This is a genomic window from Puia dinghuensis, from assembly GCF_014642875.1.
In the GTDB taxonomy this organism is placed as follows: Bacteria; Bacteroidota; Bacteroidia; order Chitinophagales; family Chitinophagaceae; genus Puia; species Puia dinghuensis.
In genome coordinates this window covers 227,239-253,220 of record NZ_BMJC01000006.1, presented here as the reverse complement: position 1 = coordinate 253,220, position 25,982 = coordinate 227,239, and the positions used below count along the sequence as shown (strand labels likewise).

At 54.8% G+C, this 25,982-nt stretch carries 16 protein-coding genes; 15 read left to right on the top strand and 1 reads right to left on the bottom strand.

Annotated elements, in window-relative coordinates; translation table 11 throughout:
• Positions 1–21: 21 nt before the first annotated feature.
• Positions 22–606 carry a thioredoxin family protein gene (locus IEY39_RS26220; protein WP_188937264.1) on the top strand — a complete coding sequence of 195 codons (585 nt, stop codon included), beginning with the start codon at positions 22–24 and terminating at the stop codon, positions 604–606.
• A 384-nt stretch (positions 607–990) separates the two neighbouring features.
• On the opposite strand, the gene IEY39_RS26215 is transcribed toward IEY39_RS26220, so the two are convergent.
• Positions 991–2,247 carry an aminotransferase class I/II-fold pyridoxal phosphate-dependent enzyme gene (locus IEY39_RS26215; protein ID WP_188937262.1) on the bottom strand — a complete coding sequence of 419 codons (1,257 nt, stop codon included), beginning with the start codon at positions 2,245–2,247 and terminating at the stop codon, positions 991–993.
• 92 nt (positions 2,248–2,339) lie between these two features.
• On the opposite strand from IEY39_RS26215, the gene pafA reads away from it, so the two are divergent.
• The 14 genes from pafA to IEY39_RS29955 all read left to right on the top strand — a co-directional run bounded on the left by pafA (position 2,340) and on the right by IEY39_RS29955 (position 25,975).
• On the top strand, positions 2,340–3,989 hold the full coding sequence (gene pafA, locus IEY39_RS26210; protein ID WP_188937260.1) for an alkaline phosphatase PafA: 1,650 nt from the start codon (positions 2,340–2,342) through the stop codon (positions 3,987–3,989).
• Positions 3,990–4,162: 173 nt separating this feature from the next.
• On the top strand, positions 4,163–4,489 hold the full coding sequence (locus IEY39_RS26205; protein WP_188937258.1) for a HesB/IscA family protein: 327 nt from the start codon (positions 4,163–4,165) through the stop codon (positions 4,487–4,489).
• A 36-nt stretch (positions 4,490–4,525) separates the two neighbouring features.
• A complete protein-coding gene (gene sufB / locus IEY39_RS26200; RefSeq protein WP_188937256.1) occupies positions 4,526–5,971 on the top strand; it encodes a Fe-S cluster assembly protein SufB in 1,446 nt (481 codons plus the stop codon).
• A 12-nt stretch (positions 5,972–5,983) separates the two neighbouring features.
• A complete protein-coding gene (sufC, locus tag IEY39_RS26195; protein WP_188937254.1) occupies positions 5,984–6,754 on the top strand; it encodes a Fe-S cluster assembly ATPase SufC in 771 nt (256 codons plus the stop codon).
• A 2-nt stretch (positions 6,755–6,756) separates the two neighbouring features.
• On the top strand, positions 6,757–8,076 hold the full coding sequence (sufD, locus tag IEY39_RS26190; RefSeq protein ID WP_188937253.1) for a Fe-S cluster assembly protein SufD: 1,320 nt from the start codon (positions 6,757–6,759) through the stop codon (positions 8,074–8,076).
• Positions 8,066–9,319 (top strand): aminotransferase class V-fold PLP-dependent enzyme, encoded by a 1,254-nt coding sequence (locus tag IEY39_RS26185; RefSeq protein WP_229689102.1) that lies wholly within the window; start codon positions 8,066–8,068, stop codon positions 9,317–9,319. Before sufD ends, IEY39_RS26185 begins: the two co-directional genes overlap by 11 nt.
• A complete protein-coding gene (locus IEY39_RS26180; RefSeq protein WP_188937251.1) occupies positions 9,316–9,744 on the top strand; it encodes a SufE family protein in 429 nt (142 codons plus the stop codon). Before IEY39_RS26185 ends, IEY39_RS26180 begins: the two co-directional genes overlap by 4 nt.
• Entirely contained in the window at positions 9,741–10,061 is a 321-nt protein-coding gene (locus IEY39_RS26175; protein WP_188937249.1) for a metal-sulfur cluster assembly factor, read from the top strand. The genes IEY39_RS26180 and IEY39_RS26175 overlap by 4 nt, the downstream gene beginning before the upstream one ends.
• 125 nt (positions 10,062–10,186) lie before the next feature.
• Positions 10,187–13,456, top strand: a complete 3,270-nt coding sequence (locus IEY39_RS26170; protein ID WP_188937247.1) for a SusC/RagA family TonB-linked outer membrane protein — start codon at positions 10,187–10,189, stop codon at positions 13,454–13,456.
• A 23-nt stretch (positions 13,457–13,479) separates the two neighbouring features.
• Positions 13,480–15,027 (top strand): RagB/SusD family nutrient uptake outer membrane protein, encoded by a 1,548-nt coding sequence (locus IEY39_RS26165; RefSeq protein ID WP_188937246.1) that lies wholly within the window; start codon positions 13,480–13,482, stop codon positions 15,025–15,027.
• An 11-nt stretch (positions 15,028–15,038) separates the two neighbouring features.
• Positions 15,039–16,232 carry an oligogalacturonate lyase family protein gene (locus IEY39_RS26160; RefSeq protein WP_188937244.1) on the top strand — a complete coding sequence of 398 codons (1,194 nt, stop codon included), beginning with the start codon at positions 15,039–15,041 and terminating at the stop codon, positions 16,230–16,232.
• Positions 16,233–16,245: 13 nt separating this feature from the next.
• Positions 16,246–20,319 (top strand): glycosyl hydrolase, encoded by a 4,074-nt coding sequence (locus IEY39_RS26155; RefSeq protein WP_229689101.1) that lies wholly within the window; start codon positions 16,246–16,248, stop codon positions 20,317–20,319.
• Complete coding sequence (locus tag IEY39_RS26145) at positions 20,316–21,077, top strand: rhamnogalacturonan acetylesterase (protein WP_188937242.1); 762 nt, start codon at positions 20,316–20,318, stop codon at positions 21,075–21,077. The genes IEY39_RS26155 and IEY39_RS26145 overlap by 4 nt, the downstream gene beginning before the upstream one ends.
• Complete coding sequence (locus IEY39_RS29955; protein WP_229689100.1) at positions 21,077–25,975, top strand: DUF8487 domain-containing protein; 4,899 nt, start codon at positions 21,077–21,079, stop codon at positions 25,973–25,975. The genes IEY39_RS26145 and IEY39_RS29955 overlap by 1 nt, the downstream gene beginning before the upstream one ends.
• Positions 25,976–25,982 lie beyond the last annotated feature (7 nt).

Below are 25,982 nucleotides of genomic sequence, written 5' to 3'. Positions count from 1 at the left end.
TTGCAAAGTAACACGGAAAGCTTGAAATTCACGTATTTATTCTCCATCTGCCTCGCCGCCTTCATCCTGGTGGTGTTGCCCAGCGCCAGGAAGCCTCTTCCCGGGCCTGCCTCCGCCACATTAGCCGGATCTGCCTCTGCTATATCGGTAAATTCCGGCGCCGTTACCTGGCTCAGCATCGACGAGGCCGCCAGCAGGCTGCAACAAACAAAAAAGCCTGTACTGATCGATCTGTATACTACGTGGTGCGGATGGTGTAAACAAATGGATAAAAAAACTTATTCGAATAAAGCCGTTGCCCAATACCTCAACGAGAAGTTCTACACCGTCAAGGTCGACGCCGAAAGCCATGCCACCATCAATTGGCAGGGCAGGAGCTATAATTTTAGCCCGCAATATCGCTGCAACGAATTCGCGGTTTATCTTGCCCATGGGCAACTGGAATTTCCCACCACCATCATCATCGTGCCCGGAGAAGAACCCCAGGCCATCCCCGGCTTTATGGAGCCCAGGGACCTCGAACCGCTGGTGAAATACTTCGGGGAAGGGGATTACCGCACCCGGTCGTTCGACGAATACCACAAAAGTTTCCACACCACCTGGTAAGTTTCCATCCAACCCGGCAAGTTCTCTCCACCAACCGGCCAGGATTTTGTCTTTTTTCGGGCTTCTGCAGGCCCGCGTTATGTATTTTTGGCTATAACGATTTAGCTCCAAAAAGTCTACCCAATAACGCTAAAGGATTATCTGTAGAAAAATCACTTGACGAAAATCAACTTAATTGTATTAAAATAAAAAAAAATGCCTACTAACCGCTCTGGTTCAATCAGACACACTATCTTTGTTTTTTCATAGGATAAGGTTTAATGGTTAATGGTATTTGATTAGTGCAGCCCCGCGTAAGCGGGGCTTTTTATGTTCAGTTTTAGGTAAAAAATAAAAAAACCCTGATTAAAAATCAGGGTTTCCATGTATATCGATATGTAGGTTTTATGCCTCGGCCATATGCGGAATTGCCTCTACCTTATAATCTCCCGCATCGAGTTTTTTCTTAGTGACCCGGAAAGCCTCGAGCGTCCGCTGGATGTCCTCATCCGTATGCACGGCCGTCGGTACCAGGCGATAGATAATATGCCCTTTTGGAATGACGGGATAGACGACGATGGAACAAAAGATATGATGGTTTTCCCGCAAGTCCATAACCATGGCCGTTGCTTCGGGAACATCGCCCTTCATATATACCGGGGTCACGGGCGAGTTGGTTGCGCCGATATCAAAGCCGTTGTCCCGTAGTCCCTTTTGGAGTTTGTTGACAACATCCCAGAGTTTCTTGCGCAGTTCGGGCTGCGTCCGCAGCATCTCCAGTCTTTTCAGGTTGCCGATAGTGACCGGCATGGGCAGGCTCTTGGCAAAGATCTGGCTGCGGGTATTATAGCGGATATAATCGACGATGCCTCTGTCTCCTGCCATAAATGCCCCGATCGATGCCATGGATTTAGCAAAAGTCGAGAAATACAGATCGATCTTATCCTGTACTCCCTGCTCTTCTCCGGCGCCGGCGCCTGTCTTGCCCAACGTACCAAAACCGTGAGCATCGTCTACCAGTAACCGGAATTCGTATTGGTCCTTCAGCGCGGCGATCTCTTTTAATTTGCCCTGGTCGCCGGCCATCCCGAATACCCCTTCGGAGATGACGAGGATACCGCCGGTGCCTTGCTTCTCGATGAGTGCCGTGGCACGCTGCAGCTGCTTTTCACAATCCTCGATATCGTTGTGCTTGAAAACGTAACGGTGTCCGGGGTGGAGCCGCAGGCCATCGATGATGCAGGCGTGGCTTTCCGCGTCGTAAACGATGACGTCGTGCCGGCCGCAAATGGCGTCGATGGCACTCATAATGCCTTGATAACCATAATTAAACAATGTAGCGTCTTCTTTTTTTACGAATTCGGCCAGCTCTTTTTCCAACTGCTCATGATGAACGGTGTTGCCGCTCATCATCCGGGCTCCCATGGGAGCCGCCATGCCAAACCGGGCTGCTGCTTCTGCATCCACTTTCCGGATATCGGGATGATTTGCCAGACCAAGATAGTTGTTGAGACTCCAAACTATTTTCTCTTTTCCTCTGAAGAACATCCGGCTGCCGATCTCTCCTTCCAATTTTGGGAAAGCGAAATAACCATGTGCTCTCTCCCGATGTTGTCCGATGGGGCCGTTGTGCTTCAGCAATTTTTCAAAGATATCTGCCATAGTATTATGAAATTATTATTAACTCAATGGTGGTGCAAAAATAACGCATTTGGCGATGCTGTAATTCAAATACTTTTGCGCAAATTTTTACCATGAACCGGAAGCCCCTACTCACCCTCACCTTCTTCCTGCTTGCATTTGCCGCCTGTAACCCCAAAAAAACGGCGGATGTAAAGCGCCCAAAACTCGTGGTTGGAATCGTGGTCGACCAGATGCGCTGGGATTATCTCTACCGCTATTCCGCGCACTATGGCGAGGGGGGCTTAAAGCGACTGCTGAAGGAAGGATTTTCCTGTGATAATACCATGATCAACTATCTTCCCGCCTTTACTGCTGTCGGCCACGCCTGTATCTTCACCGGCTCGGTACCTGCCTTTACGGGCATTGCCGCCAACGATTGGGTGGAGCAATCCACCGGACAACGGATGTATTGCACCGACGACAGCACGGTCAAAAGCATCGGCGCCGAAGACCCGGAGTCGAAGGAAGGTAAGATGTCCCCGCGTAACATGCTGGTTTCCACCGTTACCGATGAGCTGATGCTGGCCAGCAATTTCCGGAGCAAGGTGGTCGGGGTCTCTATCAAGGACAGGGCCGCCATCCTCCCGGCAGGCCACAGCGCCACAGCCGCCTTCTGGCTGGATGACTCTACCGGTCATTTCATCACCAGCAATTATTATATGACCCAATTGCCTTCATGGGTGGATGGCTTCAACAAGCAGGAGCCCGTCAAGGCATATGTGAAGAACAAATGGACGACACTTTATCCCAAGTCGACGTATGGCGAAAGCGATACCGACGATCAGCCCTATGAAGGCAAATTCAAGGGCGACAGTACGACAGCCTTTCCTCATAACCTTGATTCCTCTTATAAAATTGCCAAGTCCAGTTTCCGTTATACCCCCTTCGGCAACACGCTGACCCTGGACTTCGCCAAGGCTGCCGTCGAGGGATACCAACTCGGACAAGGCGACGTTACCGATTTCCTCACCATCAACTGCGCTTCAACGGATTATGTCGGCCATCAATTCGGTATCAATTCCATCGAAGAAGAGGACACCTATCTCCGGTTCGACCGCGATCTGGCCGCTTTCCTTACTTTTCTCGATGAAAAGCTGGGGAAGGACGGATATACCCTTTTCCTGACAGCCGATCATGGCGCGGCCCATGCCGTCTGGTTCTCTCAGAACCATGATATCCCGGCCGACTACTTCCTTCCCGCCCAATTGACGGACAGTCTCAATGCCATCCTGGGCCATGATTTCCAGACTCCTAACCTGGTGGACACCATCTCCAACTACCAGGTGACCTTCGCTATGAAGACCATCAGGGCGAAGAAGCTCGATTTTAGCGCCATCAAAAAAGTGGCCGTGGACTGGCTTCGCCGCCAGCCGGGCATCACCTACGCCATCGATATGAGCAATATCGGCGAGGGGCCCGTTGCCGAACCCGTCCGCAGCATGGTCATCAACGGCTATTACTACAAACGCAGTGGCGCTATTCAATTGATACCCAATGCGGGATGGTTTGAAGGCCGGGGCAAGACCGGTACCTCCCACGGCACCTGGAATCCTTATGATACGCATATCCCCCTCATCTTCATGGGGTGGGGCATCCATTCCGGGCACACCGAAGACCCGGTGAAAATGACCGATATTGCCCCCACCGTGGCAGCCTTGTTGCATATCCAGATGCCTAATGGGTGTGTAGGGAAGCCGATTACCCAGGTATTGAAGAAATAGTTGCGAATTCTGTATACACGCTTCCGAAATCGGGAGAAAATTGGGTTTCGCCGGTCACAACGCCGTAATATCTGCCCTATCACATGGAATTACGGTGTATTTGTCGGAATTTCGCCCTTGGAAACTCTTCCGCTTATAAGTTGTTATAATAGCGGACTAAAACAAGGAGAACCATGATTACAGTATCACCCGCGGCAAAAGACTATATCGACAGACTGATGGCCGATCAGCAGGCCGCCCCCAACTCCTTTGTGCGGGTTGGCGTAAAAAGCGGCGGTTGCTCGGGGCTGGAGTACAAATTGGACTTCGACACCGTGCAAAAGGAAGGCGACCAGGTCTTCGAGGATAAGGGCATCACCGTCGTCGTGGATATGAAAAGCCTGCTCTACCTCTATGGTACCGAACTGGATTATTCCGGCGGTCTCAATGGTAAAGGGTTGACTTTCAATAATCCCAACGCATCGCGGACGTGCAGCTGCGGAGAAAGCTTTGCTGTTTAAAGTCTGTAAAAAACTACCAACTACCACCGAACTGATATGGCCAACGAAAACGAAATACTTGATAATATAGCCAACAAGGAGTACGAATTCGGCTTTGTGACGGACATCGAAATGGATATCCTCCCGGCAGGCCTTAATGAAGACACTATCCGCTATATTTCGGAGAAGAAGAAAGAGCCGGCCTGGCTGCTGGAATGGCGGCTCAAGGGCTTCCAGGCCTTCCGGAAACAAAAGCTTCCCGAGTGGCAGAACTTTACCCTGCCGTCCATCGATTTTCAAAAAATATCCTACTACGCCGCCCCCCGCAGCAAGAAGAAATACAACAGCCTTGACGAGGTGGACCCTGAACTTCTGGCTACTTTCGAGAAACTGGGTATCCCGCTTTCCGAACAGAAGGCTCTGGCAGGCGTCGCGGTTGATGCCGTTTTCGATAGCATTTCGGTAGCTACCACTTACAAGGAAAAGCTGAAGGAGCTCGGTATCATTTTCTGCAGTTTCGGCGAGGCCGTACAGGAACACCCCGAGATCGTTCAAAAATACGTGGGTTCGGTAGTGCCGCATTCCGATAACATCTTTGCCGCCCTCAACGCCGCCGTCTTCTCCGATGGCTCGTTTGTTTATATCCCCAAAGGTGTCCGCTGCCCAATGGAGCTGTCCACCTATTTCCGTATCAATACCGAGAATACCGGCCAGTTCGAGCGGACCCTCATCATCGCCGACGAAGGCAGCTATGTCAGCTACCTCGAAGGCTGTACGGCCCCCATGCGGGATGAAAATCAACTGCATGCTGCCGTCGTTGAGCTTATCGCGCTCGGGAATGCCGAGATAAAATATTCCACCGTCCAGAACTGGTATCCCGGAGATAAGGATGGGAAGGGCGGTATCTACAACTTTGTTACCAAACGGGGCATCTGTAAAGGCGCCAACGCCAAGATCTCCTGGACCCAGGTGGAGACCGGCTCCGCCATCACCTGGAAATATCCCAGTGTTATTTTGCAAGGAGACAACTCCACCGGTGAGTTCTATTCGGTGGCCGTCACGCGCAACAAACAGATCGCGGACACCGGCACCAAGATGCACCATATCGGCCGCAACACCCGCAGCCGTATCATCTCGAAGGGCATATCTGCCGGTCAGGGCCAGAACAGCTATCGCGGGCTGGTACAGATCGGCGCCAAAGCCGATGAAGCCCGGAATTTCACCCAGTGCGACTCCCTGCTCATCGGTGACCAGTGTGGTGCGCATACTTTCCCCTACATCGAATCGAAGAACAATACCGCCACGGTTGAACACGAGGCTACCACCTCCAAGATCGGTGAAGACCAGATCTTCTATCTCAACCAGCGGGGCATCGATTCGGAAAAAGCCATTGCCCTTATCATCAATGGCTATGCCCGGGAAGTACTCAATCAGCTTCCGATGGAATTTGCCGTCGAAGCACAAAAGTTATTATCTATCACGCTTGAAGGAAGCGTAGGCTAAACAATACAATAAATGCTGATCATTAAGAATCTACACGCTGAGGTCGAAGACAAGAAGATATTGAAAGGCATCGATCTGACGGTCAATGCGGGCGAGATACACGCCATCATGGGACCCAATGGCTCCGGCAAGAGCTCACTGGCTTCCGTACTCGCCGGTAGGGAGAGTTACCAGGTTACCGAAGGCGAGGTCCTCTTCGAGGGCAAGAATCTGTTGGAAATGGAACCCGAGACCCGGGCCCGCGAAGGCCTCTTCCTCGCCTTCCAATATCCCATAGAGATTCCCGGAGTTTCCAATATAAACTTTCTCAAGACGGCCATCGGCGAGATAAGGACGTATAAAGGGCTGCCGCCGATGGATGCAAAGGAATTCCTGAGGCTGACCCGCGAAAAGCAAAAGCTCGTGGAGTTTGACGCCCAACTCGTCAACCGGTCGCTGAACGAAGGTTTTTCCGGTGGGGAAAAGAAGCGCAACGAGATCTTTCAGCTGGCTATGCTGCAGCCCTCCCTTTCCATCCTCGACGAAACCGACTCGGGCCTCGACATCGACGCGCTGCGCATCGTAGCCCAGGGGGTGAACAAGCTGCGCTCGGATAAAAACGCCTTTATCATCATCACCCACTACCAGCGGCTGCTGGAATATATTATTCCTGATTTCGTCCACGTCCTCTATAATGGCCGTATCGTAAAATCCGGCACAAAAGAGCTGGCGCTCGAACTGGAAGAAAAAGGATATGACTGGCTCAAGGAAGAGTCTCGTGAACAAGAAGCAACTACCATTTGATCATGAACGTGCTACAAGAACAGACGATCCCCCTGTACGGGAGAATTGTCGAAAAATATAGTAAATTGTCGACTACCGCAGCCTCACAACAGGCACGCCAGTCGGCTTTTCATCGCTTCCAATTGCTGGGCTTTCCAACCATCAAGAACGAGGATTGGAAGTACACGAATATCACCCGCTTCCTGAAGGACGAATATGCGCTGGAAGCACCCTCCGCGGGCGCCCCGGCTGAATTATCCGAACTTCTCGCAAAAGCCGCGATCCCCGATCTCGACTGCTATGGCATTGTCCTGGTCAACGGGGTCTGGGACGGCAAAATTGAAGGCGGTGAGCTTCCCAAAGGCATCGAGCTACATCGGGTCTCGGATGCGCTGAGCCAACCCGGGGACTTGTTTACCAACGACAACTGGGGCAACCTGCATTTTGCCGCGCTGAACGCCGCCCTCTATACGGACGGCCTCTTCATCCGCGTCGCAGCCAATATCGTTATTGAAAAGCCCCTGCACATCGTTCATGTGTATACCAGCGATTACAACCTGATGGTCCAGCCCCGTCACCTCTGGATCGTTGACCGCAACGCGCAGCTGTCCGTCATCGAATCGACGGTAAGCGGCCTGTCGGGCGAGGTGAAGATCTGGGTCAACAACCTCACCGAGATCATCGTGCACAACGATGCAAAACTCGATCACGTCAACCTGCAGACTGCTGCAACGGGAACCCGCCTCGTACAGCAAACCATCGTCCACCAGAAAAAGCAAAGCCTTTACAACAGCTATACCTTTACACTGCCTGGCGCCGACCTCGTACGCAACGACCTGCAGGCCCGGCTGGAAGAAGATCATACGGAGACCCATCTGTATGGCCTCTATCTCACCGCAGGCGACCAGCTGGTCGATAACCACACGCTCGTCGATCATCAGAAACCCCATTGCTTCAGCAACGAGCTCTATAAGGGCGTGTTGCTCGAACGGTCGACCGGTGTCTTCAACGGGAAGGTATATGTGCACAAAGACGCACAGAAGACCAATGCCTTCCAGCAGAACAACAACCTGGTGATCGGTAAGAAAGCGACCATCGACTCCAAGCCCGAACTGGAGATCTTCGCCGACGACGTAAAATGCAGCCATGGCTCCACCGTAGGGCAGTTCAGCGAAGATGCCCTCTTCTACCTCCGTGCCCGCGGCATCGGGGAAGCCACCGCAAAGGCCCTGCTCATCAATGCCTTTGCCTTCGACGTCACCGAAAAGATAAAATTCCCGGCCGTAGAAACGTATATCAACCAACAGATCAGTCACCATATCCCTGTCAATCATGCAGGATAATGCAACCATAATAGAACCTTCGATGCTGGACATCGAAAAGATCAGGCGGGACTTTCCCATCCTGGAGCGTACGGTCTATGGATATCCACTTGTCTACCTGGATAATGCGGCTACAACACAGAAACCCGAGCAGGTGCTGAAGGCCATGGACGACTACTACCATACTATCAATAGCAATGTGCACCGCGGCGTCCATTATCTAAGTCAGCAGGCGACAGAGGCTTATGAAGCGGCGCGCCATACCGTGGCGGATTTCATCAACGCCGCCCATACCCACGAGATCATCTTTACCCGCGGGACATCCGAAGCCATTAACCTGGTGGCGGCTTGTTTTGGTAAGACTGAGCTCCGGCCCGGTGATAGTATCCTCGTCTCGGCCGTCGAACACCATTCCAACATCGTTCCCTGGCAGCTCATCGGCGAGGAAAAAGGCGCTACCCTGAAGGTGATCCCCGTCGACGAGAATGGTGATCTTATCATCGATGAATTGGATCATCTGCTAAAGGGCGTGAAGATCGTAGCGGTGAACTATGTCTCCAACTCCCTCGGCGGTATCAACCCCATACGGGAGATCATCGCCGCGGCACACCGGCACGGTATTCCCGTATTGGTCGACGCTGCACAGGCCGTACAACACCTCACCGTCGACGTACAGGAGCTCGATGCCGACTTCCTGGCCTTCTCCAGTCATAAAATATATGGCCCCACCGGTTTTGGTATTCTCTATGGCAAGGAGTCATGGCTGAACAAACTACCTCCTTACCAGGGTGGGGGGGAAATGATCAAAACGGTTACGTTTGAAAAGACCACTTATAACGATCTTCCTTATAAATTCGAAGCGGGAACACCCGACATGGCCGGGGCTATCGGTCTTGCTGCCGCCATCGGCTACGTTCAGGAGCTTGGCATCTCCAACATCCAGCAGGCTGAACATAGCCTGATGACTTATGCACTCGACGCGATGCGGGAAATTCCCAACCTCCGGTTCGTCGGTGCGGCCGATGCCACCCACCGGGCTGGGGTCATCTCCTTCCTCGTCGGCGACATCCATCCCTTCGACATGGGCGAGATTCTCGACAAACAGGGCATCGCCGTCCGCACGGGGCATCACTGTGCGCAACCGGTTATGGACCGCTATTGCATTCCGGGAACAGTCCGCGCCTCGCTGGCCATCTATAATAACCGGACGGACATCGACAGACTTACCGCCGGCATCCGAAAGGCCGTAAAGCTACTCGCATGACGATCAAGGAGCAACAGGACGAGATCATCGCCGACTTTGACTTTCTCGGCAATTGGGACGATAAATACGAATACATCATCCAGCTGGGCAAAGAACTGCCGCTGATCGACGCACAATACAAAAAGGACGAAAACCTTATCAAGGGTTGCCAGTCCCGGGTCTGGTTGCACGTAGACTACCGCGAAGGAAAGCTCTTCTTCACCGCCGAAAGCGATGCGGTGATCACCAAGGGGCTGATCAGCCTGCTCATCAAGGTCCTTTCCGATCATACCCCGAAAGAGATCACCGATGCACAAATTACGTTCATCGATACCATTGGCCTGAGCAGCCATCTCTCGCCGACGCGTTCCAATGGACTGTTGTCGATGGTGAAGCAAATAAAAATGTACGCCGTGGCCTATCAGTCTAAATCTTTACAGTCATGAGCGAATCCAACACACTCAGTCTGCGCGACGAGATCGAAGCACAGTTAAGAACCGTCTTCGATCCGGAGATTCCCGTCAATATCTTCGATCTCGGCCTTGTCTATGAGATCAAGATCGGCGACAACGACAATGTTAAGATCACCATGACCCTCACCGCGCCCGGCTGTCCCGTTGCCGGCGACATCGTCCGCGATGTACAGGAGAAGATAGAATCCCTTCCCGGCGTCATGGACTGCCACGTACAGCTCACCTTTGATCCGCCCTGGACAAAGGATATGATGACGGAAGAAGCCAAACTGGAACTGGGTTTCCTCTAATAATTGTCAGTCTTACATTTCCGACAACGTTTGCGTAAATAGTGGTCCGAAAGCAGGATGCAGCAGGATAGTCCCCCCGGGACGTTTCTCTACTTTTATGGCAATACATCAAAACGATTCTTGCCATGCGTGACTGCTTTCTTTCCCGTCTCTGCTCACCTATTTTCACCTGGACCTTGTTTTTCCTCTTGCTAACCGGCCCGGTATTGGCGCAGAACGAAGCTCCTTCACATCCGGTGAAGGGAAAAATTACAGATGACGCCGGCCAGCCCATTCCCGGCGCCAGTGTCATCGTCAAAGGCTCCCGCACTGCCGTCACGGCGGATGCAAACGGGGAGTTTTCCATCATGGTACATAAAAAAGATGTCCTCATCGTCTCCTATGTCGGTTTCCAGGACAAGGAAGTGAATGTCGGTACAACGATGACTTTCAACATCGGCATGGTAAAAGGCGACAAGTCGATGGACGATGTGGTCGTGATAGGCTATGGCTCGCAAAAACGTCGTGACGTGTCAGCCGCCGTTGCAACTATGGACACCAAGAGCCTGCAGGAGAAACCCATCACCCGCATCGACCAGGCCATGGTCGGCCAGATGCCCGGCGTGGTAGTGCGGCAGCAGACCGGGATGCCCGGCTCCGGCTTTACGCTGCTGGTGCGCGGCACGGGTTCGATCAGCGCCGGCACCGAACCCCTCTATGTCGTCGATGGTTTTCCGCTCGACGTCAACAGCCTCAACACCGCCGGTGGCTTCTCCAACGGCAACCCGCTGAACAATCTTAATCCCGATGACATCGAAAGCATCCAGGTGTTGAAGGATGCGGCCGCAGGCGCCATCTATGGGTCGCGTGCCGCCAATGGTGTCGTACTCATTACGACAAAGCGCGGGCAGGTCGGCAGGACCCGGCTTTCCATCAATGGCAACGCCGGCATCAGCCAGGTGGCCCGGAAACTGGACGTGCTGAAACCCGGGGAATGGACCCAGATGGCTACCGAGCTCGAAAACGATAAATGGGTCGCCAGCGGCGCCGGCCGCACCGCAGACCAGACTATCGCTCAACGCCAGGCCATCCTTGGTCTCGCTTCCAACGTGTATAACACCACCTATATGCCCGACCCGCGTTGGAGCATGCCTGGCCATCCCGGCATCCAATACGTCAATTGGCAGGACGCCGCCTTCCGCACGGCCCCTTTCCAGAACTATGAGGTCTCGGCCAGCGGCGGCACCGAAACGGTCCGGTATTTTGTTTCGGGTGGTTATATGAACCAGGAAGGTACATTGATCAACACCGGCTATACCAATTACAGCGTCCGCGCCAACCTCGAAGCCACAGTGGCAAAACGGCTCAAACTTGGCTTTAACATCGCGCCCACCTATTCCGTCATCAATGCACCTGCGGCGGAAGGAAAGGATAACCAGCTCATGCACCTCTACAATATGATCCCCGTCGTGGAGGACAGCGCCGGATTGAATACGGGCGCGGGCAAGAATGCCGTCTATGGCTGGGCTACCTCCAACATAAGCCCCGTGGCCTATCTCAACAATGTCATCGCTTCCAACAAGACAACCCGCAATCTCTACACGGTATACGGCGAACTGCAGATCATCAGCGGCCTCACCGCCCGCAGCACCTTCAACTACGACCAGTCCAGTCTGGACAGCAAAAGCTACATCTCCGACTTCGTTGCCGGTAATGTAACCGATCGCTTAAACTCTCCTGGTAAGGACGCTTCCGGTACCTACAGCGGATTTACCAAACAGAACTATGTAAATGAGAATACCCTCAATTTCGTCAAGACCATTCACGACGACCATACCATCAACGCCGTTGCAGGGGTATCCTATAACTATGTACACCTGGAAACCTTCAAGATTGCGACGGCCGGTGGCTTTGCCAACGATCTGGTCACTACCCTCAGCAACGCCATCCCCAGCCCCGCCGGGGTCACCGTCACCGGCACCACCACCGAGAGCAACAATACACTCTTCTCCTACTACGGCCGGTTGCAATACAGCTACCAGGGTAAGTACCTGCTATCGGGCACTGTCCGCCGGGATGGATCCAGCCGCTTCGGGAAATCCAGTGAATACGGCAACTTCCCTTCCCTGTCCGCCGGCTGGCGTGTCTCGCAAGAGAAGTTTATGCAGCCCATCGATTTCATCAACGATCTGAAACTGCGTTTCAGCTGGGGTAAATCGGGCAACAACAACATCGGGGACTACTCGGCCATCCCGACGCTCATCACCGGCGCCGTCGGCCAGACCCTGTATGGCAACTACAGCTTCGGCGGTAGTTCGAATGCCACGGCCGTCACCGGCCAGGTGCCCAACGGCCTGCCCAATCCCAATCTCCAATGGGAAACTTCCAACACCTATGATGCGGGTCTGGATGCCACTATCTGGCACAACCGCATCAACATTATATTCGATGTCTATCAGAAGAAGAATACCAACCTGCTGCTGACCATCCCCATACCTGCCGCATCCGGCACAACTTCCCAACTGCAGAACATAGGCGCCGTGCAGAACCGCGGTCTCGAACTCGGCATCGGCGCTACCATCTACCGCACCCACGACTTCCTCTGGACAGCCAACGGCAACATCGCCTTCAACCAGAACAAAGTGGTTTCCCTCGGCGATCTCGGCGATCTCATCAATATTCCCAATGCCTTTGGCCTCGGTTACCCGCCCTTCATCCTGCAGAAAGGACAACCGATGTATGAATACTATGCTATTAAATCTGTTGGCATCCTCACCCCGGATGATATCAATAACCCCAAAGTGGCCAAGCTGCCAAAACAAGTAGCAGGAGACGAAAAATTCCAGGATGCCAACGGAGACGGTGTCATCGATGCCAACGACCGTGTCCACGCCGGCCAGCCTACCCCGAAATATACCTGGGGCGTCACCAACTTCTTCCACTACAAAGCCTTCGATCTTAGTATCCAGGTGTACGGCCAGCATGGCGGCGCTATTCTTTCTTACATCGCCCGCGCCATCGACAACCCATCCAACGGCCTGGCCACCACCCTGGGCGTCTGGCGCAACCGCTTCATGGACACCCGGCAGAACTATAACGCACCCCGCGGCAGAATCTATTCTACCTATGCCATTCCTTATACGACCACGGACTGGATCTACTCCACCGACTTCCTCCGCATTCAGAACATCACGCTTGGATATAATTTGAAGAGTATCCTCAAAACCGGCCTGTTCAGCAATGCCCGCGTCTATGCCTCGATGCTCAACTGGTTTGGCTGGGATAAGTACAAGGGCGGCGTCAATCCCGAAGCCCAGAACACTAACCTCACCAATGGCACCTATCCGCTACCCGGGGACTACGGCGCCATACCGCTTAGCAAGTCAGCTATCCTCGGGGTAAATGTTTCATTCTAACTCAACGCATCAAATTCTTTCTAATGAAAACATTCAACCATATATTCAGCATAACCGGCAGCCTGGCGCTTTCCCTGCTTGCCCTCTCCTGTAGTAAACAGCTTAACCAACAACCGCCTTCGACCACCACCACCGCACAGTTCTACAGCAACACAAACGACTTCCTCCAGGCCGTCACTGGCGCCTACAACCAGCTGCGCGCCTATCCCGACGAGGTGCTCTGGATGGGGGAGATGCGTTCGGATAATATCTATGCCACTTCCGACGGCAATCGTGATTGGCAGCTCATCCGGAATTTCTCGCCCAACCTTACCACCGTCTCGTTTGTCAATAGCGCCTGGGACAACAATTTCAACGGCATCTACAATTGCAACAGCGTACTCGACAACCTGGTGACAAAGGGCACGAATGTCACGGACCCCAACCTGCGCGCCCGGTTTGCCGCCGAGTGCCATTTTCTGCGGGCCTTCTACTACTTCCAGCTGGTGCGCCTCTATGGGGAAGTACCCATCGTCCAGCACGTCATGACGGCCTCTGCCATCGAGAAGGTGAAACGCAGCTCCGTTTCGGATGTCTACAACCTCATCATCTCCGACCTCAACACGGCCATCGACAGCCTGCCCAACAGCTACACGACCGTCGACATCGGCCGGGCTACCAAATGGGCCGCCAAAGGGCTGCTCGGACTCGTCTACCTCACCCGTAGCGGCCCCACCTATGCAGGCGTCGACGGCCCTACCCAGGGTACCAACGAATGGAACCTGGCTATGGCCCAGTTTAATGATATCATCGCCAGCGGTCAGTTCACTTTTGGAGCCAGCTACCCGAATATCTTCTCTTATACAAACGAGAACAACCCCGAAGTGCTCTTCGACGTCCAGTTTATGAGCACCAATAATGGTGCGGATTTTCCCAGCCAACTGACTCCCCTTTCCTATTGGGGTGGCGTCGGCATCGCCGGAACCTACGGCAATGGCTACGGTTCGTGCACCTTCGATATCTCCAAAAACCTCCGGGCTTCGTATGCCGGCAGCATGGGCGCCGCCACCGATGTCCGGGATACCTTTAACATTGACTGGAAGTATCCGATCAATACCAGCAATCCGCCGGCGATGGATACGGCCAACCCCTTTATCAAAAAATACATCAACATCGCCAAAAGAGGTGTTGCCTATAACGACTGGCCCATCAACTTCATCGTCATGCGCTACACCGACGTGCTGATGATGAAGGCCGAATGTATCCTCAACGGCGCCACCGGCGGTGCCCAGTCGACCGTGGATAGCATCGTCAACCTGGTAAGAAAACGCGCCGGCATCGCCGCAGTCTCCCACGTCACCCTGCCCATGCTGATGGAAGAGCGCCGCCGCGAATTCCTGGGCGAGGGCATCCGGTGGAACGACCTGGTTCGCGAAGGTATGGCCGTGACGACGATTAATAATTGGATCACCGCCGATGGCCAGTCCTCGACGATCGGTCAGGTGATGCCCGCCTTTGTCATCTACCCCGTTCCGGAGGCGGAGATGCTCACTGCGCCAGGATTATATACCCAGAACCCGGGTTATCAATAAAAATCATTGGTATGAAAATATTCCCCATCCTTCTTCCCGCTGCCCTGCTGTTGATCCGAACGACGATCGTCGCACAGCCGCTTGCAGCAACCGGTCCGAAGAAAGCGATGCCCGACGAATGGATCGACCAGGACACGCATCACAAGGTGGTGCGCCTGTCCCGGAAACCGGGTAACAACCTGAGCTTCTATTTTCACAACAATCCCTTCATCGGGGATAAGATGATCTTTAGCTCCAGGGATAGCACGGGTAATCATCTGTATACGGTCGATCTCAAAACGCTGACGCTGCATCGCGTCAGCGAGAATGGCAGCAACGCCGAGATCGTCGGCCACCATAGCAAGAGCGTGTATTACCAGTCCCATGACAGCGTCTTCAACACCAGCATCGAGACGGGCAATTCCAGGCTGATCTTTGTCTTCCCCGCCGACTTCAAAGGCAGCATCACCACCCTCAATGCCGATGAGACGCTGCTGGCGGGTGGCTGGGCCAGCGATGAGCAACGCGCCATCTATCGACAATATCCGGAGAAACATGACTACTTCAATCGCATCTTTGATGCCCACCTCCCCAATATGATCTTCACCATCAACGTGAAGACCGGGGAATTGAAGAAGATACACGGGGAGAACACCTGGCTGGGACACATCCAGTTTTCTCCTACCGACCCCGATCTGCTGATGTTCTGCCACGAAGGCCCCTGGCAAAAGGTAGATCGCATCTGGACGATCAGGATGGGGTCGGGTGAGGTGAGGCTGATGCACAAACGAACGGTTGAGAATGAGATCGCCGGGCATGAATTCTTCAGCCCCGACGGCAAGACCATCTATTTCGACTGGCAGATACCAAAGGGGGAGACCTTCTTCCTGGGGGCGGCGGATGTCGCAACCGGCGCGGAAAAGAAATACGCGCTCACCCGGGACGAATGGTCGATCCATTTTAATGTTTCCTCCGACGAGTCCCTGTTCTGTGGTGATGGTGGTGATGAAGGCCAGGTCGCCAAGGCAAAGGACGGTCGCTGGATCTATCTCTTCCGGCCCGAAGGATATCGCTTCGTGGCCGAGAAACTGGTAAATATGAAAGATCAATATTATAAACTGGAACCCAATGTCCACTTTTCACCCGATAATAAGTGGGTCATCTTTCGCGCTAACTTTGAAGGGAAGGAAGAGGTCTATGCAGTAGAATGTAAAAGATCATCATAAACTATCTGAACCCATGCGTTATCCTGTGGCCCGTTGTTACCGGCTCTTCATCCTCCTGCTCGTACCTTTTTTCACCCGTGCCCAACTCGAATGGCCCGCCATCACCGCGCAGACAAAACCCTGGACACGCTGGTGGTGGATGGGTAATGCCGTCGATAGCGAGAACCTCACCGCCAATATGACGCAATACCAGGCTGCGGGCCTGGGCGGGCTCGAACTAACCCCCATCTATGGGGTAAAAGGATACGAGTCCCGCTTTGTCGATTACCTTTCGCCCCAATGGATGAACCTGTTTTCCTACACCCTCGGGGAGGCTAAACGCCTTGGCCTGGGACTGGATATGTCCACCGGTACGGGATGGCCGTTTGGGGGTGGACCGCTGATAGATTCCACCTATGCCTGTCGCGAGCTGTTCACAAAGACCTGGACCGTTGCCGGCGGAGCCAACCTCGCTGATACGATGATCAGATTCATCCAGGAACCCTATGTCCACACCGATGGCCGGCCGACGACCGTCGCGCAGTTGAAAGAACCCGTTTTTTCCAACGCAGCGCTCCAGGCCCTGGCCCTCTTCCAGGTGCGCTTCCCCGACACCGCACCCTTGCAGACCCTGATGGGGTATTCCTCCACCGGCGAGGTGCTCGATCTTACTTCGAAGGTAGACGCCACCGGCCATCTCGACTGGACGGCGCCTCCTGGCAGCAACTGGACCCTCTATGGCCTCTTCCTGGGCTGGCACGGCAAAATGGTGGAACGTGCGTCGCCGGGAGCAGAAGGCAATGTCATCGACCATTTTTCGGCGAAGGCCCTGCGCAAATACCTGAGCCGCTTCGATACGGCCTTTGCCGGTCATGAGCTGCAGCCATTGCGCAGCTTCTTCAACGACAGCTATGAAGTGGATGACTCCCGTGGCCAAAGCAACTGGACGGCGGCCTTCTTCGAAGCCTTCCGCAGTCATCGTGGGTACGATCTTCGCCAGCACCTTCCGGCCCTGTTCGGCAAGGACAGCCCCGATGTTAACGCCCGGGTGCTGTGCGACTACCGGGAGACCATCTCCGATCTGTTGCTCGAACAATTCACCCGGCCCTGGCACGATTGGGCGCATACAAAAGGCGCCATCATCCGCAACCAGGCTCATGGCTCTCCGGCCAATATCCTCGACCTCTATGCCGCCAGCGATATCCCCGAGACGGAAGGCCAGGAAATTCTGCGGTATAAATTCGCCACCTCTGCCGCCCATGTCACCGGCAAACCCCTGGCTTCTGCGGAGACCGTCACATGGCTGAACGAACATTTCCTGAGTTCGTATAGCGACGTAAAAAGGGCCCTGGATGGTTTTTTCCTCGGCGGCGTCAATCATGTCTTCTATCACGGAACTGCCTATACGCCTATAAACGACCCCTGGCCGGGCTGGCTCTTCTATGCTTCCGTTCATTTCACTCCCAATGACCCGGAGTGGCGCGATTTCTCCGCGCTGAACCAATATGTCGCCCGCTGCCAGTCCTTCCTCCAACAGGGGGCGCCGGATAATGATATCCTGCTCTACTACCCGATTTACGACAGCTGGTCAGAGCCCGGTCCCGGCAATGCACCACTGAAACACTACGACCGCATGGACCCGGAATTTACCAACACCGGTTTTAAGGAATGCGCGGAATATCTGCAAGCACATGGGTACGCGTTTGATTATGTTTCCGATAAGCAGCTGCAACAACCGCTGCCGGCCCGGTACAAGACTATCCTTCTTCCGGATTGCCGCTATCTCTCGCCTGGCGCTCTGGAAAAACTGATCGCCCTCGAAAAAAAGGGCGTCACCGTTCTGGTTTACAAGGCCCTGCCTTCCGGCCCTCCCGGACTCGGTGACCTCGCGCAACGTACCACTGCCTTCGGGCAACTGCTCGCCGGGCAGAACTTCGTTGTAAGCGCCCACCTCTCCACGCTGTTGGCGCACGCTCGTGTCAGCCGGGAAGCCCTTGTCGAAGACAGCCTCGCCTTCATTCGCCGCAGCTATGGTGACGGTCGTGTCTATTTCATCGTCAACCACGCCACAAAGACCTTCACCGGCTATGCGCCGCTTGCAGCGCCCTTCACCACTGCCGCCATCTTCGACCCCATGACGGGCGAAAAAGGGCTGGCTCGTCAAAAAGACAATGCCGTCTACCTCCAATTGGCGCCCGGGAAGTCCTGCATCATCGAAACCAATGTAGCGACGCACGATGCGCTCTTTGCTTATTATACCCCTGCGGGCGACCCGATTGCCATCGAAGGCGACTGGCGGCTCGAATTCCTCAGCGGCGGCCCCACGCTTCCTCCGGCCGCAACGCTAAAACAGCTGGGTCCCTGGAGTGATAAAACGTTCGAGGGCACCGCGAAATATACTCTCACTTTCGCCCGTCCTTCCGGCTCCGCCAGGGCCTGGCTACTCGATCTCGGCAAAGTGGCCCGCACCGCGGAGATCAACCTCAACGGTAAAAAGATCGCCACCCTCATCGGTCCCGACTACCGCCTGACGCTGCCGGCATCGGCTCTCCAACTCCGTAATTTCCTGGAGATAACAGTCTCCGGCGGCATGGTCAATCGCATCATCGACATGGATCGAAAGCAAATTCCCTGGAAGAAGTTCTATAACTATAATTTCCCACCCCACCTACGCAGCAACCGGGGCCCCGATGGCTTATTCGACGCTTCGAAATGGACCCCGGAGGACGAGGGTTTGATGGGCCCTGTTACGCTCACCCCGCTGACCAACGCGGCCGACCCTGACTGGACTACGCATGTCGGCGCACGTGCCCTTCCTCCATCAACAACGATCTTCCCCGTCACCGGCGCAGACAACACCGGCGTCACGCTTTCCACAAAAGCTATCCAGTCCGCCATCGACGCCTGCTCAGCCAAAGGCGGCGGCATCGTCACCCTGGCCCCGGGTAAATATCTCACCGGCTCGCTCTTTCTAAAGGACGGCGTCACGCTCCGTCTCGACAAGGACGTTCAATTGCTCGGCAGCCAGCATTTTGAAGACTACCCGGAGATCGACACCCGCATCGCCGGCATCGAAATGCGCTGGCCCGCCGCCCTTATCAACATCATCGGGGCAAAAAAAGCCGCCATCACCGGCGAAGGGACAGTGAATGCGCGCGGTAAGTTCTGTTGGGATAAATATTGGAACATGCGCAAAACCTACGATCCCAAAGGTCTGCGGTGGATCGTCGACTATGACGCCAAACGCGTCCGTACGCTGCTCGTACAGAATGCCGAAGACATTACGGTACAAGGCGTCAAATTCATCGACGCCGGCTTCTGGACGGTACAGGTGTTGTATTCGAAATATGTTACGGTCAACGGCATCACGGTCCGCAACAACGAAGACGGGCATGGACCCAGCACCGATGGTGTCGACATCGATTCCTCTTCATGGGTGTTGGTTGAGAATTGCGATATCGACTGCAATGACGACGACTTTTGCCTCAAGGCGGGCCGCGACTGGGATGGTCTCCGCGTCAACCGGCCCACCGAATATGTCGTCATCCGCAACTGCACCGCCCGTAAGGGCGGTGGACTGCTCACCATCGGCAGCGAGACCTCCGGCGGCATCCGCCATGTGCTGGCCACCGATCTCACCGCAAAAGGCACTGGCAACGGCTTTCATATCAAATCGGCGACGACCCGGGGCGGAACCGTTGAGGACATCCATGTCCGAAACATTCACATGGATAGTGTCGGCAACGCCATCCTCTTCACCATGAACTGGAACCCGGCCTATAGTTATTCCATGCTTCCCGCCGGCTATAACTCCGACTCCATCCCCGCCCATTGGAAGACGATGCTCCACAAGATAGAACCCCCGGAAAAAGGCATTCCGCATTTTAAAGACATCTATGTCTCGAATATCACCGTGGGTAGTGCCAAAAAAGCCATCTCGGCCACCGGGCTGGAACAATCGCTGATCACTGGCTTTCATATCGAAAATACCACTATCAATGCCGCCACGGCCGGGGAGGTTAACTGGGCCAAAGACTGGCATCTGGATAAAATGACTATCAATACAAAGGATGGTTCGCAACTACAGATCAAAAATTCCCAACCATGATAAGAGTATCCTTCCTTATTCTTTTTTTCACAGCTCTTTTACAGGATAGCAGACCCACGGTCTACATCATCGGTGACTCCACCGTCATGAACGGGAAAGGCAGGGGCGACGGCAGCCTCTGGGGCTGGGGCAGCTTCCTCGGCCAGTCTTTTGATACTACGAAGATCGCTGTCCGGAATTACGCGCTGGGAGGCCGCAGCAGCCGTACCTTTATCACCGAAGGGCACTGGGACAAGGTGCTGGATCAGTTGAAACCCGGTGATTATGTCATCATGCAATTCGGACATAACGACGGCGGACCGCTGGACGATACAGCCCGCGCCCGCGGAACGATAAAAGGTATTGGCGAGGATTCGGCAAATATCTATAACCCCATCTTGAAAAAGAACGAGACCGTCCATACCTACGGCTGGTATATGCGGAAATATGTTACCGATACAAAATCGAAAGGTGCTACAGCCATCATCTGTTCGCCCATCCCCCGGAATATCTTCAAGGACGGCAAGGTGATCCGCAATTCGGGCGATTATGGCAAGTGGGCGCAGGAAACGGCGACGACTACCGGGGCGTATTTCATCGATCTCAACGCCATCATCGCCGATCAATATGATCAGCTGGGACCCGACAAGGTAAAGGATTTCTTCCCCGGTGATCATACCCACACCAACGAAGCCGGCGCCAAACTCAACGCCACGTCTGTCGTCACCGGTCTGCGCCAGCTGCATGGCCTTCTGCTGACTCAATATCTTCGGCCCTGATGCGCGCATTCCCGACCATATTGCTGCTTGTCGGCTTCCTCTCTACGCACGCGGCCGATACCCTAAGCCTCGCCGGTGTCTGGCGTTTCCGCATGGATCCGCATGATGAGGGGGAAGCTCAACATTGGTTTGCAAAAAAACTCCCCGACTCCATTTATCTCCCCGGCTCGATGATGCAGAACGGCAAGGGCGATCCCGTCACTATCGACACCAAATGGACTGCCAGCATCTACGACAGCAGTTGGTTCTTCGATCCGCGGATGGCCAAATACCGGCAGCCCGGCAACCTCAAATTCCCCTTTTGGCTCACCCCGCCAAAACATTACCTTGGCGCCGCCTGGTACCAGCGAACCATCGATATTCCGGCCGGCTGGCAGGGCCGTCACATCGTTTTGTACCTCGAACGTCCACACAGCGAGACCACCGTCTGGCTCGACGACAAACCCATGGGACATTACTACGGGTTTTGTACGGCGCAGGAGTTCGACCTCACCGGCCTTGCCCCCGGTCGTCACCTTCTTACCCTCCGCATCGACAATCGCATTAAGGATATCAATGTCGGTCCCGACTCCCATAGCCTCACCGACCAGACGCAGGGCAACTGGAATGGCGTCGCCGGCAGACTCCTGCTGACAGCCCGCCCCGCCACCTACATCGATGATGTCCAGGTATACCCCGACATTTCCCGCAAGATTGCCCGTGTCCACATCACCGTGCATGGGGGCCATGGCTCCATTACCCTCTCTGCCGCCAGCTTCAATACCAGCGAGCACCAACACATTCCCCCTCATACCTACCCCATCACCGGCGATTCGCTGGATATCGACCTTCCCATGGGTGACCACCCCCTTCTCTGGGATGAGTTCGATCCCGCGCTTTACAGGCTTAGGGTCAAACTCGACAACGGCGACATACGCAATATCGAGTTCGGGATGCGCGAATTCAAAGTCGAGGGCACTCACTTCACTGTCAACGGCCGCACGGTCCATCTGCGCGGGATGGTCGAGAACTGCGAATTCCCGCTCACCGGCTATGCACCGATGGACGAACGTTCGTGGGAAAGGGTCTTTCGTATCGCGCGATCTTACGGTCTCAATCATATGCGCTTTCACTCCTATTGCCCACCGGAGGCGGCGTTTCAGGCGGCAGATCGCGTTGGCTTCTACCTCCAGCCCGAAGGGCCGTCCTGGGCCAACCATGGGTCTTCCCTTGGCGATGACAAACCCATCGACCAATTTATCTTCGATGAGACCAACCGGATGGCGACGGCCTATGGCAACTATGCGTCATTTTGTATGCTGGCCTATGGCAACGAACCACGCGGCGGCCACCAGGCCGACTATCTGACAAAGTTTGTCCGGTACTGGCAGAATAAAGATCGCCGTCGCGTATATACCGGCGCGGACGTCGGCAGCAACTGGCCCCTGATCCCCGCCAACGATTATATGGTGAAATCGGGTCCCCGCGGGCTCAACTGGAACAGTCTCCCCGAATCCATGACGGACTATCATGCCGTCGTTGAAAAATTTGCCGTTCCCTATGTCACGCACGAAATGGGCCAGTGGTGCGCCTATCCGGATTTTTCGGAGATCCCCAGATATACCGGTGTCTATAAGGCCAAAAATTTTGAGATATTCCGCGACGATCTCGGGCAACAGGGCATGGGTGACGAAGCCCGCCGTTTTCTCATGGCTTCCGGAAAGCTACAAGCGCTTTGTTACAAGGCGGAGATCGAAAGATCTTTGCGTACGAAAGGCTCTGCCGGCTTCCAATTGCTTTGTCTCACCGACTATTCCGGCCAGGGCACGGCGCTGGTGGGCGTCCTCGATGCCCTCTGGCAGGAGAAAGGCTATATCAACGCAAAAGCCTGGTCGCGGTTCTGTAATTCGACCGTACCGCTCGCCCGGCTTCCGAAATTTGTCTGGTACAACACCGATACGCTTACCGCGGCGATCGAACTCTATCACTACGGCAAGGCGCCACTGCACGACGCGGTTATTGACTGGGATCTCCGCGACGACAGCAACGCCATTCTGGCAAGAGGTGCTTTCACAGGGAGGGATATCCCAACCGGCGATGTCACCACCATCGGCGGAATAACCATCCCGCTAAATGCGATCAGCCGTGCTACGCATCTTCATCTCGAAGTCGCCGTCCGCAACACACCCTATGCCAACGAGTGGGACTGCTGGGTCTACCCGGCGAAGCTGCCGGCTTTATCATCCGACCACGTTTACTATTGCACCGAGCTCAACGAAAAAGCGCACATGCTGCTCGATTTCGGCGGTACGGTTTTTTTTAATGCTGCGGGCAAGATCAGGAAAGGTAAAGAGATCGTCATGAACTTCACTCCCGTCTTCTGGAATACTTCCTGGTTCAAGATGCGGCCACCACATACCCTCGGCATTCTCCTCGATGCTGCCAACCCGGCGTTTCAGCATTTTCCCACCAGCTACCACAGCGATTATCAATGGTGGGATATCCTTTATAAGGCGCAGGTGATGCATCTCGAGGATTTTCCAAAAAGCTTCCGCCCGCTGGTGCAACCCATCGATACCTGGTTTTTGAATCGCCGGCTCGGGCTTATCTTCGAGGCAAGGGTAGGGAAGGGGCGGCTCATCGTCAGCAGTGCCGATCTCGGTCCCAATATCTCCGCCGATCGCCCGGCCTCTCGTCAACTCTATTACAGTCTTATCAAATACATGGAGTCGCCCCGATTCCATCCTGCTGCCGAAATAGACTATGTCACCATCAAATCGCTGATCAATGATTCAAGCCGCTTTGTCTGGTCGGCTCACTCCCGGGCTAACCCCGACGAGCTAAAACCAAAACCTGATAGCCCCATTGACCGCCATGCCCTCATCGATCGTCATAACCCCGTGAACACAAATGCCGACCCGCTTTCAGCGCTCTCGGTTGGCAATGGCCGCTTCGCTTTCACCGTCGACGTCACGGGGCTGCAATCCTTCCCCGAAGCCTATGACAAAGGCATCTCCCTCGGCACCGAATCCGAATGGGGTTGGCACAGCTTTCCCGACACGGCCGGCTACCGGTTCGCCGAAACCCTCAAACCCTATCACATCCATGGCCGTGACATCACCTATAGTGTCCAGTTGAAGAATAAAGCAGTCGATTACTTCCGCGAGAACCCTCACCGGCTTCAACTCGGCAACATCGGCTTCGAGCTAAAAAAACAGGACGGCAGCCCCGCCACCCTCGAGGATATAAAAGACATCCACCAGGAGCTCATCCTTTGGTCGGGCGAGATCAGAAGTCATTTCACCCTCGAAGGCACACCCGTCGATGTCTCTACTATCGCCGACCCCGACAACGACGCCATCGCCATAAACATCCATTCGGGCCTCATACATCAAAACCGGCTCCGGATTCGCCTCCGCTTGCCCTATCCCACCAACGCCTTCACCGATTACGGCGACAACTGGACCCACCCCGAAGCCCACAAAACAACCATCGAAAACCTCACCCCCACTGGCGCCCGCATCCGCCACGACCTCGATACGACTACATACTACATCCAAGCCACCTATACTAACGCAACGCTCACCAAACACCAACCTCATTACTACCTCATTACCCCCATGGCGGCGGTGGACACCTTTTGTATCACCGCACTCTTCATATCCGCTCTCCCATCCCCGTCCAACGGAGAAACCTATGCGCGCATAAGGGCTGCAGCCGCGGAAGCCTGGCGTGTCTACTGGCAAACCGGCGCCGCCGTCGACTGCTCCGGCAGCATAGACCCCCGTGCCGCCGAACTCGAGCGCCGTATCGTCCTCTCCCAATACCTCACGCGCATCCAGGACGCGGGGGACTACCCACCACAGGAAACCGGCCTCACCTATAACAGCTGGTACGGCAAACCCCATCTTGAAATGCACTGGTGGCACGACGCCCACTTCGCCCTCTGGAACCATCCCGAACTGCTTCAGCGTTCGCTCGACTGGTATGCAACGGCTGCCGCCGGCGCAAGAGCCATCGCCCGGCGCCAGGGATACGCGGGTCTTCGCTGGCAGAAGATGACCGACCCCCGAGGCGGCGAAAGCCCCTCCTCCGTCGGCGCCTTCCTCATCTGGCAACAACCGCATTTTATCTACCTCGCCGAATTAACATACCGTGCCGCAACCGACAAAGCATCTATCCTGAAAAAGTACGGCGCCCTCATTGACTCCACCGCCGATTTTATGGCCTCCTATGCGGCATACGACAGCATCATACAACGCTACGTCCTTGGCCCGGCCCTCATCCCCGCGCAGGAGCGGTTCAAGGCCGACAGCACGGTAAATCCCTGCTTCGAACTGGCCTACTGGCGTTGGGCATTGGCAGTCGCACAACAATGGCGCGCCCGCCTCGGTCAACCCGCAAACTCCGACTGGCAGCGGGTAGAAGACCAATTGGCTCCCCTGCCTCAACACGACGGCCTCTATTATCCTACCGAAGGCGCCACCGACGCCTATACCAACCCGCGTTATCGCGGCGACCATCCCGTCGTCCTGGCCACCTACGGATTTCTGCCAAAAACAACCGGGCTCGATACTTCAACGATGCATGCTACCTTTGACTGGGTGATGACTAATTGGGACTGGGAGTCCACCTGGGGCTGGGACTATCCGCTCATCGCGATGACGGCGACCAGGCTAGGGCTGCCCGAAAAAGCCATAGACGCCCTCCTGATGCCGGTGAAAAAGAACACGTATCTGCCGGACGGTCATAACTACCAGGACGAGCGGCTCCGGCTCTACCTGCCGGGCAACGGCGGCCTGCTGGCGGCTGTCGCGCTGATGTGTGCTGGCTTCGATGGGTGCACAATAGGAAACCCCGGTATCCCGAAGGACGGAAAATGGAAAGTAAAATGGGAGGGACTACAACCGCTCCCCTAAAATAAAA